Here is a 15,057-nt window from a genome sequence, read left to right on the forward strand (position 1 = left end):
CATATGAGCCCAACTCCCGTCAATAGGTAATAACAATTCTCTGGCTGCGTCAGCAGCCAGTTCAAGTCCCTGTGCTAAACCTCTTAACTTCATCTGTCATGGTCATCGTCAGGCTTCGCCTGCGGCAAACACATATAGAGGCTCTCTTAGTGCGATCTCATCGCTGCCTGCTGCCGGGCAATCCGTGGCGGGCGCAGGGGCACTAGACATTCATCGGTTAACCTGATGCTGGCACTATTCAAAACGTAATGGCTGATTATTCTCGCCAGTTAGTGGAAGGCTCAGTGCAGGTGCAAGCGATTTAGCACAGGGTATTGTTGCGCAACAGGCAGATGTCTAATCAAAGCGTGGTGGCTGTGGACACCGGTATAGTTCATCACATTGCAGGTTCACATGCCTAAATAAGTGATAAACATGATACTCGCCATTCGACCAGTTAGATTTTCAGCTCATCTGCCTGCGCGACTTACCCTGCTAAAAAGCGTTCACTGTCGAACACCGTTTTATTCTTCAACATATAATACATGCATCGCCCGAGTTTATGGGCCAGGGCCGAGAGTGCTTTTGCTTTACTCATGCGCTTTTGTAACTTAGCGAGATATGCTTGTGCACGTGGGTTGCCTTTCAAGAACAACACCGCTGCTTCCGAGAATGCCCACTTAAGATGTGCATTACCGATTTTATTGCCCTGAGTACCGTATGTTTTGCCTGCTGATTCCGCTTTGCATTTGACCAGCCGTGAATAGGAGGCGAACTTCTGAACACTCTCAAAGCGTTGGATATTGCCAATCTCGTAAAGAATTGTCAGAGCCAAAACCCGTCCGACACCCGGCAATGAACGTAGCAGATGATAGTCACGGCCGTTGTCATTTTTAGTTATCTTCTCTACATAACATTCGATACTGCTAACTTCATGGTCATAAATTTCAATCAGACGCAGATTCATATCCACACTGCGTTGTACCAGTGGGTCAGGAAAATAGCCGCGCATAGCATCCCGGCCCGTGGTGTAACTTAAATCTGATTTTTCGGGAAGAGGCAGGTTGTACTGGGCAAGCGCATTCTTAACAAAGGCTTTTAATTCAGCACTGTGGCGCATGGCATGGGTTCGTCTTCGTAATAAGTCCCGGATAGCCCGTTTTTCCTTCGGATAAACATAAGCCAGAGGGAAATTGCCGCCCCGCATAAGCTTGGCAATTTTATACGCGTCAATTTTATCATTTTTGGTTTTGCCGCCATGAATAGCTTTCATGTACAAGGCGTGGCCAAGAATAAAGTCGATGTTGTGCTGTTCGCAAAAATCACTGAGCCAATACCAGCAATGCATACATTCGGCACCGACTATGATATTCCCCAGATAGGGAGAAAGCAGTGTTAAAAGCTGTTCAGGCGAGTCTTTAATCTTCTTGTGAACCAGAATGTCGCCACGCTCATCGAGGATGCAAACGTAGAGCATTCGCGCATGAAGATCGATTCCGCAGTAAAAAGGATGTAAGTTAGTATAAAATTGCATTGAGTCTTCTCCGTTTGGGTTTGGTCGCCTTCCAGCTTAGCCAAGAAATTGGCTAAGCTGGGGAGAAGGCTCAATAAGTATCAAAGCGCTGTACCACTACCAGAGCCAAGCCTAAAGCGATGCTGGTAAATGCCGCCACGGTTAAGTCGCCGGTTGTTTTGGACACAATAAAAAATGCCGCCCCTAAGCCGATATCGGCGAAAATGGAGTGTTTGTTTTTTCGCCACTGAGCACTTTGTTTCTGGCGTTCCTGTTTGAGCGTTTCGGTATCTTGTGCGTTTGTGCCAGCAAGTTTTTTTAGCTTTTTATCGGCAAAGTAAATGTCTTTGTCAGGGTGACTGGCGTAGATGCGCTCATCGTTATGGTAAACCTCAATGCCCACTGTCCACCAGTTGATATAACCCACAGACACTTTTAGCGTATTGCCTGCGTCATCAGAGTGGACAATATGGGTAAGTACTTTTAGCTCGTCGATAAAGTTACCGGTTAATTCATCAATCAGGTGTCCGTTTCTATACAGCTGTGATGTATAGGTGGTAAACGAAAACGAATAGCGGATTTCGTAGTTGTCGTTGTCATAGTTGAAGGGACGTCGATAGGTCCATAATCGCATCTGAGGTCTCCTTAAAAGCCGGGGAGTTTAACGCAACAACGTTGCGTCTTGTCAGGGTTATTCCGGAGCAGGGGGAGTGGAATAACCAGAAGTGACGAATCCATTAATCGCCGCACCATCTTTATTAAAACGAAGGTATCTTTATATTACAGTGTTGTTCCGCATCGCTGATATTTTTGCTGTACTGGACCATAAAGTCCAACTGCACGGTAGAGCGGGCCGGCTGGTTATCCGGGTTAGCCGCTGTGGGTTTCCAGCGCCATCGCTTTAAAGCCTCGATGGCCTTTTTATCAAACACGCCTCTGGGGAATGAGTCGGTCACTTTTTGCTCTGCAGCTCTGCCTTCGCTATTAACCACAAAAGCCAAATTCACACAACCTGATAAACCGTCTCTTGCTGCGCTGATCGGATATTGTGGATTTACCCGTTTTGTCAGGGTCCAGAGTGATGCGAACTCAGACTCATCTGCTGGTTGTTCTACCGACTGGGAATCTGTGGTCAGTTGATTACTTGCACAGCCGGCAAGCAGGGTCATCAGACCAATGAAAAGGGACTTCTTCATGGCTATATCCTTTAGCTAAATGAGATGGCAGCGATTTATAGCAAAATTTTAGCAGTGCGTCATCAGCCAACGCGGCTCACTACACGCTGGGCCAGATCCGAAAGGCGCATATTTTGCTCCATGGCAGAGCTCTGCAGTTTGCGGTAAGCCTGCTGCTCTGACAACCCGCCTTGCTGCATTAACAGCAACTTGGCCCGGTCGATCACTTTTTGCTCATTAAGTGCCTGTCTGGCGGCACTGAGCTCATCGGCCATATCCTCGATACGCTGAGCCTGACCACGGATAAGATCGTAAAATGATTTATGCGCCGACAGGGCAGAGCCCTCGGGCAGTTTATTCGCCTCTCTTCCGGCGCCCTTAAGGCCCTTTACCGTATTGTCGTACAGCATGGTAATAGGCGTATCAGTAAGCGGTGGTGAATTGTTCAGAGATGCGATCAGCATCTCATGATTACGTAACTCTTCTTCGGCCTGCTGAATGCGCAGGGTCGCCTGGTCGGTCAGACGGTCGGTCAGATGCTCTTCAATGGACTGCATGGCATCGATACGCTGGGTAGCGATGTCGTACCAGATTTCACTGAGTTCTGCCGAGCATTCCCCGCCGGAAGCCAGCGACTGGATCATTCCGCGTAAGCGGGTGATCTGGGTGGCAGTGTCGCTGGATTGCTGTAACTGCCACATTTGCATTTCTTCTTCATCGGCAAAATTTTCGAAGGTTTCAAAACAGTGCTGCTGAGCATCACTGAGGGCGCTTACTCTGTCTCCCAGATCACTATCGAAGTGACTTTCAGCAAAGCCAATCGCGCCCCATGCCCGTTCCTGCCCGGCGTATTCTTTACCCTGCATAAAGTTAAACAAGGCTACCAGCAGACGTGTCATGGTTGGATCGCTGGCGACATCGGCCGCTTCAAAAACAACGTCGAGTAAACCGGTAATTAATCGGCAGTAGGCGTTGGTGGATTCTAGCGGTGTAAGTTGCTGAGCAGCAATTTTATTGCGCAAATCGGGTAAGTGATCCATACCCTGCAGGGCAAAGGTGATACTGCTTAGTAAACGCATGGACTGGCCGTTGTCGTGTTGGCCAAGGTAAAGCGACTTAAGCAGGCTGCGTAAATCCTGCTCGCAGGCTTCACTGGCTGTTATCTGCTGCTGGCGCTGCCCACCAAACCGGTCGCCCTTTGAACCTAAAAACACATTGCTTAAACCACGTTCGCGCTGGAGCTGATGAATCATGTCCTTCACGGCTTTTACCGTGCGGCAGTTAGACGATAAATGCTGTAATGCCTGAATTTCCTGATGCTTTGCTGACAATAAAAATCGCTTGGTAATGTCACTTTGTTTGCTCATCAGGTGCTCCGTAACGTGGACTGGCTTTTAAACTTCACAGGCAAGCAATTCTTATTCCCATGTAATACTTTGGTCATAAAGAAGGCAGTTTGTGCTTTAAATAGGCAGTAATAGCGGGATTTGCCAAAAATGCGCGCAATAATTACCGTAGCAAAGGAAGTTGCACCGGTAATGATGCACTTTATTGGTGAAATTGCGCTATCGTGGCGCGCCGTACTTTTGGATAAGCGTTTATAAAAATTGCGGATTGTTTTTAAGTTATTGATAAGTATGTATAATTTATTTTTATTTAAATTGGCATCGAAATTGTATTCGTTAAAAACAGCAAACCGTAATGGTTTTACAATTGGAAAAGAATTCGGATAAAGGCGTCCGCAACTTACTTCTCAGGAGTGAGTGCGGACGCCTTTTTTTGTGCCTGACGATTGTAATGAAGTGTTTGTGGGTGTGTTTTTGTTCAATATATTTAGGTGATTAATATGGCGTATTTACTACCTTCTGAGTTTGCAACCAAAATGGTTGATGCGGGTGAATCGAAGATTTACATGTCGACCCGCGACACGTTAATTCGTGCTTTTATGGCTGGTGCTATTCTGGCGCTTGCTGCAGTATTTGCGATTACAATCGCCGTTAAAACCGGTGTGTTTCTGATTGGGGCTATCCTGTTCCCGGTTGGTTTCTGTATGCTTTATCTGATGGGCTTTGACCTGTTAACCGGTGTATTTGTACTGGCGCCGCTGGCCTGGCTGGCTAAACGGCCCGGGGTTACCTGGCCGCAAATTTTACGTAACTGGGGGCTGGTGTTCCTGGGTAACTTTGCCGGTGCGTTAACCGTAGCCTTTATGATGTCTTTTATCTTTACCATGGGTTACAACACCGATGGCGGTGCTATTGCTACCAAGGTGTCGGGTATCGGTGAGGCGCGTACCCTGGGTTATGCTGAATATGGTGCAGCTGGCTGGTTTACTATTTTTATCCGCGGCATGCTGTGTAACTGGATGGTATCTCTGGGTGTAGTCGGTGCGATGATTTCTACCCACGTGAGCGGTAAGGTACTGGCGATGTGGATGCCTATCATGCTGTTCTTCTTCATGGGTTTTGAACACTCAGTGGTTAACATGTTCCTGTTCCCGTTTGGCCTGATTATGGGTGGTGACTTTTCTGTGATGGATTATTTCATCTGGAACGAGATCCCAACCGCCTTGGGTAACCTGGTTGGTGGTTTAGCGTTCACTGGTCTGACGCTTTATTCAACGCACGTTAAAACTGCACCTAAGCGTGTACTGGCGACTGGTGGTACTAACAAAGCAGTACCAGCGGCGAAAGTGAACGATAAAGTATAAGCTTTTATGCCTGAAGTACGCTGGGGAGCATTCTCCGGCAAAGGAATAAAAAACATTAATCAGGACTGTCACGCAGTGACAGTGCCTGATTTTTCGCGTTTGCAGCGTCGTGGCGTGATTGCCGCCGTTGCAGACGGGATCAGCAGTAGTCAGGTAAGTCAGTACGCCAGCGAACTGGCTATCAATGAGTTTGTTCGCGATTACCTGATGACTGCCGACGTATGGTCACCAGCCCGTGCCGCTGAGCTGGTCCTGCGAACCATTAACACCCGCTTGTATATCAAGTCACAGCTTAGCCCTTATCGGGAGAATCCGGATAAGGGCTACGTGTGCACATTTAGTGCCGTGCTTTTGCATGGTGACAAAGCCATCTTGCTGCACTGCGGTGATAGCCGTATTTATCATGTGCGTCAGCACCAGGCCCAATTGTGTACCGAGGATCATCGTCAGCAAGGTGAGGGCGGCCATCATTACCTTAGTAATGCACTGGGCATTAAACCCGAATTAAACGTCGATATAACTGTCAGGGATATTGCGCCCGGTGATACCTTCGTGGTGATGACCGACGGCATCGCCGAAACGCTTAGCGTCGAAGACTGGTTAGCTGTTTTTCAACAAGCTGACACTGACTTAAATAACGGCTGTGAGCAGGTCGCCAATATGGCGCTGGATTTCGGTTGTAATGATAATCTGACCATTGCCGCGGTTAACGTTACTGCCATTAATCATCCGGTGCCGGTGAGCTATGAGTCATCAGGTTACCTGCCTTTTATTCAGAGCCCGCTTACCAATGGCAGCGTTATTGACGACTGGCGTGTGGAAAAGCAGCTCAGCAATACCGAGCGCAGTAGCGTATACCTTGCTCGTCATAACCACTCAAATAAGCAAGTGGTGCTTAAAGTGCCTGTCGTGTCGATGCAGGATAACAGCGGCTTTCTGGATGAAATGATTAAAGAGGAGTGGGTGGCTAAGCGGGTGAGTCATCCACAATTACTTGCTGGCGTTGGTGAGACGTTTTCCCGCAGCTGTTTTTACGTTGTACTGACATTCTGTCCGGGCATAAGTATGCGGCAGTGGCGTGATGATAATGGCGCCCCTGATCTGATGTTACTCAGAGACTGGGCTACACAATTATCCGGCGCTTTAACCGCGCTGCACCGGCAGGGGATATTGCATCAGGATATTCGTCCGGAGAATGTGCTGGTTGGCGATAACAATACCCTTATGCTGATTGACTATGGTGCTGCCAGCTTTTCCGGTCACAATTTTTTAATGGCCAGCGAGCAGTTGTTTATTCCCGGCGATTTGCTGTTTGCAGCGCCGGAGTATTTCGTTGGCCTGTGGCCTGATGAGCGCGCCGAGCAGTTCTCTTTAGCGGTATTATTGTATTACCTGTTGTCGGGGGAGTATCCCTATGATGCGGGCGTGGCCAAAAAGACCAGTTATCCAGGGTTACTCAAACTGCGCTACATCAGCTTAAATCAGCGCAATATGTCGGTGCCGGCGTGGCTGGATGCCACCATAAAGCGTGCCTGTCACCCTCAGGCTGGCAAACGCTACGAAAGCTTGTCGGAATTTATTTATGACCTGCATCATCCTAATCCGGCGTACGGACGCACGCTACCTTTAATGGAGCGTCACCCGGTTCGGGTATGGCAGGGGATCTCCGGCATTCTGGCTATTACGGTAATTGTATTGCTGGTGCTGCTGTTCGACGCACCCTAAAGTAGCCAGTGCGATGCACCAATAATAGGATTTTGCTTCGTTTTGGTGCGTGTCACTATGAGGCAGATGAGCATTACAAAAGCTAAGTGATTGAAAGTCTTTAATTATAAATGTTGGCACTTAACTTGTATTAGTAAACACATCGAGACTCTTGTGGCATTTACGCTGCTAAGCAATAGCGTAGTACAAGAGCCTACACAAACAGATTAGCAAATGCTTAAACAGGCAACGAAGCCCACAACCAGGAATGGTTGTGGGTTTTTTTTTGCCTTTAAAAAAGGTAGACGAAATGAACATTTCATCACGGCAACAACGCATCGTTATTATTGGTAATGGTATGGTGGGTCACCACTTTGTTGAGCAACTGATTAACAGTGAGCACAACTGCCATATCACGGTATTAAGTGGCGAAAGCCGACTGGCTTATGACCGAGTTTATCTCTCTTCTTATTTTTCTGGTAAAACCGCTGCTGACCTGGCACTTACCGATGAGCAAACTTATCAGGACTGGGGCGTTAATGCTGTCACCAACGCCTGGGTGACCGACATCGATCGTGAGAAGCAGGTTGTTACCACCAAATCAGGCGAAACTTATGAGTACGATACCCTGGTACTGGCAACCGGTTCTTATCCGTTCGTGCCGCCAATTCCTGGTAACGATCAGGAACACTGCCTGGTGTACCGTACCATTGAAGATTTGGAAGCCATCAGCGCGTCTGCCGCGCAAAGCAAAGTGGGTGTTGTTGTGGGTGGTGGTCTGTTAGGCCTGGAAGCGGCAAATGCGCTCAAACAGGCCGGGCTTGATACCCACGTGGTGGAATTTGCCCCGCAGTTGATGGCGGTACAACTCGATCCCATGGGTGGTGAGTTGCTGAAAGACAAAATTGAAGCACTCGGTGTGCAGGTTCATACGCAAAAAGCCACCGAATGTATTGAAGCCGGTGAAACCTGTCGCTACCGTATGAAATTTTCAGACGGCACGCACCTGGAAACCGACCTGGTGCTGTTTTCTGCCGGGATCCGCCCCAGCGATCAATTGGCTCGTGAATTTGGCTTAGTTATCGGCGAACGTGGCGGTATCGTCATCGATAATCAGTGTAAAACCTCTGATAAGAATGTTTATGCCATAGGCGAGTGTGCCCTCTGGGATAAGAAAATTTATGGCCTGGTTGCACCTGGTTATGCCATGGCTCGCGCTGCCGTCGCCGATATCATCGGAAATGAAGGCGAATTTGCCGGCTTTGACATGAGCACCAAACTGAAACTAATGGGCGTAGAAGTAGGCTCCATTGGTGATGCCCATGGCCGTACCCCTGGCGCGTTGTCTTACACCTACCACAACCAGCCGGAAGGTGTGTACAAAAAGTTGGTGGTCGATGCCAATAAATCACTGGTGCTGGGCGCCGTACTGATTGGTGATACCAGCGATTACGATACCCTGTTGCAGTATGCCTTAAACAGTATTGCCTTGCCAGACAGTCCTGAATCGTTGATCCTGCCGTCGTCAGGCGAAAAGCCATTGCTGGGTGCCGATGCACTGGGTGATACGGCAACCATTTGTTCGTGCCACAACGTTTCTAAAGGCGACATCGTGGGTGCCATCGACGGCGGTTGCTGCTCGGTAGGCGATGTAAAATCCACTACCAAAGCAGCTACAGGCTGTGGTGGTTGTGCGGCGTTACTGAAAAACGTAGTAGACAGCGAACTGGAAAAACGCGGCGTAGAAGTGTCCAAGGCCATTTGTGAGCACTTTGACTACTCCCGTCAGGAGCTTTATCACCTGATTCAGGTTGGCAAGATCCAGAGCTTTGATGAGCTACTGGAAAAACACGGTAAAGGCCTCGGCTGCGATATCTGTAAACCTGCGGCAGGGTCTATCTTTGCGTCGGTGTGGAATGATTACATTCTGGCTAAACAACACCAGCCGCTGCAGGATACCAATGATACCTATCTGGGCAACATGCAAAAAGACGGTACTTATTCCATTGTGCCGCGTGTAGCCGGTGGTGAGATCACGCCGGATAAACTCATTTTATTAGGTGATGTGGCCAAGCGCTATAACCTGTATACCAAAATTACCGGTGGTCAGCGTATTGACCTGTTCGGTGCCCGTGTTGATCAGTTACCCGCAATCTGGGAAGAACTCGTCGCAGGCGGCTTTGAAACCGGGCATGCCTATGCCAAAGCATTGCGTACCGTTAAGTCCTGTGTAGGCAGTACCTGGTGCCGTTATGGTGTGCAGGATTCAGTTGGCCAGGCAATTGATTTAGAAAATCGCTACAAAGGCCTGCGCGCACCGCACAAAATTAAATTTGCTGTGTCTGGTTGTACCCGTGAATGCGCTGAAGCGCAGGGTAAGGACATTGGCGTTATCGCCACCGAAAACGGCTGGAACCTCTACGTATGCGGAAACGGCGGTATGAAACCGCGCCACGCCGATCTATTCGCCACCGATCTGGACGATGCCACGCTGGTCAAATACATCGACCGTGTGCTGATGTTCTACACAAAAACGGCAGACCGTTTACAACGCACATCGGTGTGGATGGAAAACCTCGAGGGCGGCCTGGAGTATCTGAAATCCGTGGTGATTGACGATTCGCTGGGCATTTGTGACGAGCTTGAAGCTCAGATGCAGCATATCGCCGATACCTATCAGTGCGAGTGGAAAACCACCGTTGAATCGCCTGAAGCATTAAAACGTTTTCGTCAGTTCGTTAACAGTGATGAGTCGGATTCAAATATCCAGTTCGTTACCGAGCGCGAGCAGATTCGTCCGGCCACCAAGGCCGAAAAGTTTTCGGCTGGTAAAGCCATTCCCGTAGAACTCGTTTAGGAGAATTATCATGCAGGCTCAGGCTAATATTATTGCTCAATGGCATGATGTGTGTCATGTGGATGACCTGGTCACTAACAGTGGTGTGTGTGCGCTGATAGGCGATGTGCAGGTAGCGATTTTCAGTGTCCAACTCGACGGCGAAGAGAATCTTTATGCTATCAGCAACTGGGATCCCATTGGTGAGGCCAATGTGATGTCTCGCGGTATAGTAGGCACGCTGACCGATAAAATTGTCGTGGCGTCACCGCTTTATAAAGAGCACTACGATCTGGCTACGGGAACGTGCCTGGAACGCGATGATATCAGCGTTAACACCTATCCGGTGCGTGTAGAACACGAGCGCGTGTTAATCGAACTTTAATAACGGGTGATGAGATGAATGCCATGCTGCCGCAAACAACCACTACACACCAAGTAGCCGATAAACTGGTTCAAACCACCTGTCCATACTGCGGTGTGGGATGTGGTGTGGATGTGGTGCAAAGCGGCGGCATGACAGGCAGTCTCAGCGAGCTGAAAGGTTCCGCCGAACATCCGGCCAACTACGGGCGCTTGTGTATCAAGGGCACCCATTTGCTGGAAACCCTGGACGGCAATAAGCGTTTACTCAAGCCCGTGGTGTTTGGTCAACAGGCCAGCTGGGATGAAGCAACGTCGATCATTGCGGCCAGAATGAAAAGTATTGTTGAGCAACATGGCCCGGATGCCGTAGCGATTTATGGCTCAGGTCAGTTGCTTACCGAAGATTACTACGTTGCCAATAAACTGATGAAAGGGTTTATTGGTACTGCGAATATCGATACTAACTCACGACTGTGCATGTCTTCTGCGGTAGTGGCCCACAAACGGGCCTTTGGCGAAGACATTGTGCCGTGTAATTACGAAGACCTAGAGCACACCGATTTACTGATCCTGACCGGCAGCAACGCGGCCTGGACGCACCCGGTATTATTCCAGCGCATCGAACGGGCTAAACTGCGTAACCCGGACATGAAAGTAGTGGTAGTGGATCCCAGAGAAACCGACAGCTGTTCACTGGCTGATTTGCATGTGGCGCTTAAGCCAGGCACCGATGCCGTATTGTTTTGTGGCTTGCTGAATTATCTTGCCCATCACAATTCCCTTGACGATACGTTTATCCAGAATTCAACCAATGGATTTGCCGAGGCGTTGGCTGAAGCATCTCCGTGGACGGTAGCAAAGGTTGCTGAAACCTGTGATGTACCGGTTAACCTAATAGAGCAGTTGTTTAATTGGTTTGCGAGCCTGCCCCGGGCTATTACGTTTTTCTCCATGGGCATTAATCAGTCAACCAGTGGTGTGGATAAAGGCAATGCCATTATCAATTGTCACTTAGCCTCCGGCAAAATCGGCAAAGAGGGCAGTGGACCGTTTTCGATTACCGGTCAGCCCAATGCCATGGGAGGTCGTGAGGTTGGCGGTTTATCCAATATGCTGGCCGCGCATATGGATATCGATAATCCTCAGCACCATGCAACGGTCAAAGAGTTCTGGCAGGCGCCGAACCTAATCACTAAGCCCGGTTTACGGGCGGTGGATATGTTTCAGGCGGCAGCCGATGGCAAGATCAAATGCCTCTGGATCATGGCAACCAACCCGGTAGCAAGTATGCCAAATCGGGCGTTAGTGGAAGCCGCGCTAAAAAACTGTGAACTGGTCATCGTATCAGACACCGCAGCACAAACCGATACTCTTAACTATGCACATATTGCACTGCCAGCCACCGGCTGGTCGGAGAAAAACGGCACCGTAACGAATTCAGAGCGTCGAATATCCAGGCAGCGAGGGTTGGTTTCACCCATGGGTGAAGCCAGGCATGACTGGGAAATTCTGTCGATGGTAGGCCGGGCAATGGGCTTTGAAGAGGCTTTTGCCTATCAGCATCCTGCCGAGATTTTTGCAGAGCATTGTGCACTTACTGCAGCCAACAACAACGGCAGCCGTGCGCTGGATTTAGGACCGTTGGCCGACTTAAACATCGCACAATACGATAGTCTGCGCCCGCAGCAATGGCCCCTGAGTAACACCCACCGTATTGGGACAGACCGGCTGTTTGCTGACGGGTCTTTTTACACGCCGAACGGCAAAGCTAATTTTGTGGCCATCACGCCACGTTTACCTGAGCAGCAAACCAGCGCCGAATACCCGTTTGTATTAAACACCGGTCGGATTCGCGATCAGTGGCACACTATGACTCGCACTGGTAATGCGCCGCGCTTACTTAAACATATCGACCGGCCCTGGTTAAGTGTGCATCCTGTGGACGCACAAGCCCTTGACGTTAAAGACGGTGATCTGATCAAAGCGGAAGCTGCCTGTACTGGCGATTTAGAAGTCATTCTGCCGGTAAAAATTGATGATAAACAGCGTCGTAAAGAGGTGTTCGCGCCGTTTCACTGGTCTGCTACCTGGGGCTCTCATGCCCGGGTTGGCGCGTTGTTAAATGGCGCGAACGATGCGCTGTCCGGACAGCCGGAATTAAAACACGGGGCGATAAAGCTAAGCCCGGTGGCTATGCAAAGCTATGGCCTGGTGTATGGCGAAGAAGCATTGGTTAATGCTTTGCAGTCAGCAACTTATTACTATCTGAATACGCCAACGTCGGTGGCTGCCTGCATCGAAATAGCCGATCAGCGTGACCCGCAAAGCATGGTGGCTGAGGTAATAAAACACCTGCCAAAGGATGCCCAGTGGGCAACGCTGCAAGGATCACATCAGTTAAGCATAGTGGTTACTCGTAAAAATAAGCTGGTTCTGGCGATATTGTTAGAGGATAAACCCACCGATATTCCCCGTGACTGGCTGGATAGTCTTTATAACGGTGATGAACTGTCACCTGAGCAAATTAATGGCCTGCTGGAACAGCAACCCGATGATGCCTTTTTACTGGGCAAAGTGGTGTGTAGCTGTTTCGGGGTTAGAGAAAACACCATTAAACAAGCCATTGCTGAAGGCAATAATACCGTGGCAGGGCTGGGTAAAGCGCTTAAATGCGGCACCAACTGCGGTTCTTGTAAAACAGAGCTAGCCAGTTTAATCGAATCGACTTCGGCCGTGTCGAAGCCACATCCTAAAGAGGAAACGACCAATGAATATGCGCTTTAATACACTTGTAATGCCTTTCATGCTGAGAGTCTCGCGTTTAGGTACGTTTTTACGTGGCAATAACGGTAGTGAACTATCCGGTGCCGATCAGAAACAGAGTACGCGTGGCGGTGTTGGTGAAGTCTTTATCGTGGGCGCCGGACCGGGTGATGCTGAACTGCTCACGCTGAAGGCATACCGCTTATTACAGGAAGCCGACGTGGTGTTATTTGACTGGCTGGTGGATCAGTCGGTGCTCGATTGCATTCCGCGCCACGTAGCTCGTGAATTTGTAGGTAAGCGCTGCGGTAAACACAGTGTGCCACAGGATAAAATCTGTGAACGGCTGGTCGAATTAGGCTTACAGGGCAAACGGGTAGTGCGCTTAAAAGGCGGCGATCCGGCTATATTTGCCCGTACCTGCGAAGAAACCGACGCGCTCTATCAGGCGGGTATTCCGTTTGCCATTGTGCCAGGTATTACCGCAGCATCGGGCGCATCGGCCTATACCGGAATTCCGTTAACCGACCGCCGCTTTGCTCAGTCGGTTCGTTTTATGACCGCGCAGTTTCAAAACCCGGCGAAAGAAGCCGACTGGCAGGCCATTGCGGCAAGCAGTGAGCGCGAAACCACGGTGGTGTATATGGGGTTAAAGCGTTTAGCGTTGTTATCTCAGCGTCTTACAGAAGCCGGTGTTGACGCTAACTTACCCGTTGCAGTGATTGAAAACGCGTGTTGTAATCAACAGCAGGTTATCGTTGGCACCGTCAGCGATATTTATCAACGCGTGCTCGACGCGGCAATCGAAGGACCGGCACTTACCGTGATTGGTCATGTGGTTTCTGCCCGTCAGCCCATCACCGCCGATTTATTACATCATACCTATGAGCAACGCGCCATTTAGCGAATACATCAAAGCCCTCGGCAAAGGCCAGCGGGGCGCCCGGCATCTTACGCAAGCTGAAGCTTTCGATGCTTTTTCTCAATTACTCAACCAATCTATAGCGCCGGAACAAGCCGGCGCTTTTTTAATGCTGCTGCGCATGCAGGAAGAATCGGTAGAAGAGCTATGCGGCTTTATTGCCGCCTGTCGCAACAAGTTACCCGCCGAATTAAGCGCAATGCAAGCCAGTGTGGATATTGGTTGTTATGCCGGTAAACGCCGGCAATTACCCTGGTATTTATTGAGCGTGGCGTTACTTGCAAGCGTTGGCTACCGGGTGTGCCTGCATGGTGCCAGTGAGCCCGGTTCATAACGCTTTTATGCCAGCCATGCCCTGGCCGAGTTGGGATTGCCACTGGCAACATCGGTGCAACATGCCGAGCAAACCATGGACAGCATGAATGCCTGTTATCTGGATTTAGGCATTGCCCTGCCCGAGCTTGATCGCATTATTAAACTACGTGAATTATTTGGCTTACGGTCCTGCGCCAATACCCTGGCAAGGCTGTTAAACCCCAGTAATGCGCCGTTTGCAGTACAGGGGGTATACCATACTCACCTGGATGAGCGACATGCCAAAGTTAATGAAACCTTTAGCTCACAGCAGTCACTGGTGTTTCGTGGCGACGGCGGCGACCCTGAGGTGAATCGCGACAGGCCAACAGATTTGTATTACACCCGCAGCGGCGCCACCACCAAAGTGGTGTTACCCGAGGCGGATGGCTGGGCAATGAAAGAACGTGATTTCTCAGTGGCGACCATGATAGCAGTGTGGCGGGGCGATATAGAACACGGTTACGCCCGCCAGGCCGTGATTGCCTCGCTGGCGGTGTATCTGATATTACTGGAAAAATTAAGCCAACAAGAGGCCGAGCAGCGGGCAACAGAACTATGGCAAATGCGCCATAAGCAGGCGTTGCCTTTTCATGGTGAGCACTGACAGTGCACAAAATGCACTACGATGAGTCGCTGAATTTCGGCGATAAACAACCGAAACCTATAAGTTGTTGAAATTAAAGGTTATTAAATATTGGCACTAAATGTGTATATATCTAATCAGCAATACTA

General features: G+C 49.6%; 12 protein-coding genes and 2 pseudogenes. 10 read left to right on the forward strand and 4 right to left on the reverse strand.

The features are described 5' to 3' along the window. Nucleotides 1–466: 466 nt before the first annotated feature. The 4 genes from D9T21_RS09185 to D9T21_RS09200 form a co-directional block, all read right to left on the reverse strand. The gene (locus D9T21_RS09185) at nucleotides 467–1,513 is read right to left on the reverse strand and encodes an IS110 family RNA-guided transposase (RefSeq protein ID WP_123324454.1); all 1,047 of its coding nucleotides are present in this window, start codon (nucleotides 1,511–1,513) and stop codon (nucleotides 467–469) included. A gap of 70 nt (nucleotides 1,514–1,583) precedes the next feature. Next, the gene (locus D9T21_RS09190) at nucleotides 1,584–2,126 is read right to left on the reverse strand and encodes a hypothetical protein (protein ID WP_123324690.1); all 543 of its coding nucleotides are present in this window, start codon (nucleotides 2,124–2,126) and stop codon (nucleotides 1,584–1,586) included. Nucleotides 2,127–2,250: 124 nt separating this feature from the next. Then, nucleotides 2,251–2,688: an energy transducer TonB gene (locus tag D9T21_RS09195; protein WP_123324691.1), complete on the reverse strand. Its 438-nt coding sequence runs from the start codon at nucleotides 2,686–2,688 to the stop codon at nucleotides 2,251–2,253. Nucleotides 2,689–2,750: 62 nt separating this feature from the next. Then, nucleotides 2,751–4,034 carry a nitrate- and nitrite sensing domain-containing protein gene (locus D9T21_RS09200; RefSeq protein WP_123324692.1) on the reverse strand — a complete coding sequence of 428 codons (1,284 nt, stop codon included), beginning with the start codon at nucleotides 4,032–4,034 and terminating at the stop codon, nucleotides 2,751–2,753. A gap of 479 nt (nucleotides 4,035–4,513) precedes the next feature. Between D9T21_RS09200 and D9T21_RS09205 the strand changes: the two genes are divergently transcribed. From D9T21_RS09205 to D9T21_RS22960, 10 genes and pseudogenes are all read left to right on the forward strand, one after another. Continuing rightward, on the forward strand, nucleotides 4,514–5,377 hold the full coding sequence (locus D9T21_RS09205) for a formate/nitrite transporter family protein (protein ID WP_123324693.1): 864 nt from the start codon (nucleotides 4,514–4,516) through the stop codon (nucleotides 5,375–5,377). 6 nt (nucleotides 5,378–5,383) lie between these two features. Beyond that, nucleotides 5,384–7,102 (forward strand): bifunctional protein-serine/threonine kinase/phosphatase, encoded by a 1,719-nt coding sequence (locus D9T21_RS09210; RefSeq protein WP_123324694.1) that lies wholly within the window; start codon nucleotides 5,384–5,386, stop codon nucleotides 7,100–7,102. A gap of 289 nt (nucleotides 7,103–7,391) precedes the next feature. Next, the gene (gene nirB, locus D9T21_RS09215) at nucleotides 7,392–9,938 is read left to right on the forward strand and encodes a nitrite reductase large subunit NirB (protein ID WP_123324710.1); all 2,547 of its coding nucleotides are present in this window, start codon (nucleotides 7,392–7,394) and stop codon (nucleotides 9,936–9,938) included. A gap of 10 nt (nucleotides 9,939–9,948) precedes the next feature. Continuing rightward, a complete protein-coding gene (gene nirD, locus D9T21_RS09220; RefSeq protein ID WP_123324695.1) occupies nucleotides 9,949–10,302 on the forward strand; it encodes a nitrite reductase small subunit NirD in 354 nt (117 codons plus the stop codon). A 23-nt stretch (nucleotides 10,303–10,325) separates the two neighbouring features. Then, nucleotides 10,326–11,792: pseudogene (locus D9T21_RS23245) on the forward strand (molybdopterin-dependent oxidoreductase); the annotation flags it as partial. 330 nt (nucleotides 11,793–12,122) lie between these two features. Then, nucleotides 12,123–12,437 (forward strand): annotated as a pseudogene (locus D9T21_RS23250) (molybdopterin dinucleotide binding domain-containing protein); the annotation flags it as partial. 174 nt (nucleotides 12,438–12,611) lie between these two features. Beyond that, nucleotides 12,612–13,067, forward strand: coding sequence for a (2Fe-2S)-binding protein (locus D9T21_RS23255; RefSeq protein ID WP_377908022.1), 456 nt, complete (start codon nucleotides 12,612–12,614; stop codon nucleotides 13,065–13,067). Next, a complete protein-coding gene (gene cobA / locus D9T21_RS09230; RefSeq protein ID WP_206427254.1) occupies nucleotides 13,051–13,950 on the forward strand; it encodes a uroporphyrinogen-III C-methyltransferase in 900 nt (299 codons plus the stop codon). Before D9T21_RS23255 ends, cobA begins: the two co-directional genes overlap by 17 nt. Next, a complete protein-coding gene (locus D9T21_RS22955; protein ID WP_241155674.1) occupies nucleotides 13,931–14,302 on the forward strand; it encodes a hypothetical protein in 372 nt (123 codons plus the stop codon). Before cobA ends, D9T21_RS22955 begins: the two co-directional genes overlap by 20 nt. A 30-nt stretch (nucleotides 14,303–14,332) precedes the next feature. Further along, the gene (locus D9T21_RS22960) at nucleotides 14,333–14,929 is read left to right on the forward strand and encodes a hypothetical protein (RefSeq protein ID WP_277423855.1); all 597 of its coding nucleotides are present in this window, start codon (nucleotides 14,333–14,335) and stop codon (nucleotides 14,927–14,929) included. Nucleotides 14,930–15,057: the final 128 nt, after the last annotated feature.

Origin of the sequence: Marisediminitalea oceani (assembly GCF_003731635.1) — a bacterium.
GTDB classification, from domain to species: Bacteria; Pseudomonadota; Gammaproteobacteria; order Enterobacterales; family Alteromonadaceae; genus Alteromonas; species Alteromonas oceani.

What these genes read in the sequence shown, in the direction of transcription:
- D9T21_RS09195 (WP_123324691.1), bottom strand. Translation starts at nt 2,688, where the DNA reads ATGAAGAAGTCCCTTTTCATTGGTCTGATGACCCTGCTTGCCGGCTGT.
- D9T21_RS22955 (WP_241155674.1), top strand. Translation starts at nt 13,931, where the DNA reads ATGAGCAACGCGCCATTTAGCGAATACATCAAAGCCCTCGGCAAAGGC.
- D9T21_RS23255 (WP_377908022.1), top strand. Translation starts at nt 12,612, where the DNA reads ATGGTGGCTGAGGTAATAAAACACCTGCCAAAGGATGCCCAGTGGGCA.
- cobA (WP_206427254.1), top strand. Translation starts at nt 13,051, where the DNA reads ATGAATATGCGCTTTAATACACTTGTAATGCCTTTCATGCTGAGAGTC.
- nirD (WP_123324695.1), top strand. Translation starts at nt 9,949, where the DNA reads ATGCAGGCTCAGGCTAATATTATTGCTCAATGGCATGATGTGTGTCAT.
- nirB (WP_123324710.1), top strand. Translation starts at nt 7,392, where the DNA reads ATGAACATTTCATCACGGCAACAACGCATCGTTATTATTGGTAATGGT.
- D9T21_RS09205 (WP_123324693.1), top strand. Translation starts at nt 4,514, where the DNA reads ATGGCGTATTTACTACCTTCTGAGTTTGCAACCAAAATGGTTGATGCG.
- D9T21_RS09190 (WP_123324690.1), bottom strand. Translation starts at nt 2,126, where the DNA reads ATGCGATTATGGACCTATCGACGTCCCTTCAACTATGACAACGACAAC.
- D9T21_RS09185 (WP_123324454.1), bottom strand. Translation starts at nt 1,513, where the DNA reads ATGCAATTTTATACTAACTTACATCCTTTTTACTGCGGAATCGATCTT.
- D9T21_RS09210 (WP_123324694.1), top strand. Translation starts at nt 5,384, where the DNA reads ATGCCTGAAGTACGCTGGGGAGCATTCTCCGGCAAAGGAATAAAAAAC.
- D9T21_RS09200 (WP_123324692.1), bottom strand. Translation starts at nt 4,034, where the DNA reads ATGAGCAAACAAAGTGACATTACCAAGCGATTTTTATTGTCAGCAAAG.